The organism is Brenneria sp. hezel4-2-4, from assembly GCF_013155275.1.
Lineage (GTDB): Bacteria > Pseudomonadota > Gammaproteobacteria > Enterobacterales > Enterobacteriaceae > Brenneria.
In genome coordinates this window covers 196,876-197,119 of record NZ_JABJXS010000007.1, presented here as the reverse complement: position 1 = coordinate 197,119, position 244 = coordinate 196,876, and the positions used below count along the sequence as shown (strand labels likewise).

The following is a 244-nucleotide window of genomic DNA, read 5'->3' as shown; positions in this document are numbered from 1 at the left end:
TGGCCGGACTCGGCGGCATTGACCACATTATCGGCAGTGATGGCATCAATAGTGATCGACGCATCTGGCGCAACGATATCAACCGTGTAACCGCGGCTGGCATCCGCCGTGGTGGTATTGCCCGCCGCATCAGAGGTGGTGACGCTAGCCGTAACCGCCGTATTCCCTGCCAGCACACTGCCGGGCACATTCACACTCCAGGTTACGCCATCGGCATTCACCGTGGTCTGATAAGTCTCGCTGC

1 protein-coding gene is annotated in these 244 nt (G+C 59.4%); it reads right to left on the bottom strand.

The genetic code is table 11. The annotated features are described in order from the left end of the window. On the bottom strand, positions 1-244 hold a 244-nt coding region (locus tag HOY33_RS20680; protein ID WP_253906979.1), incomplete at both ends, for an Ig-like domain-containing protein.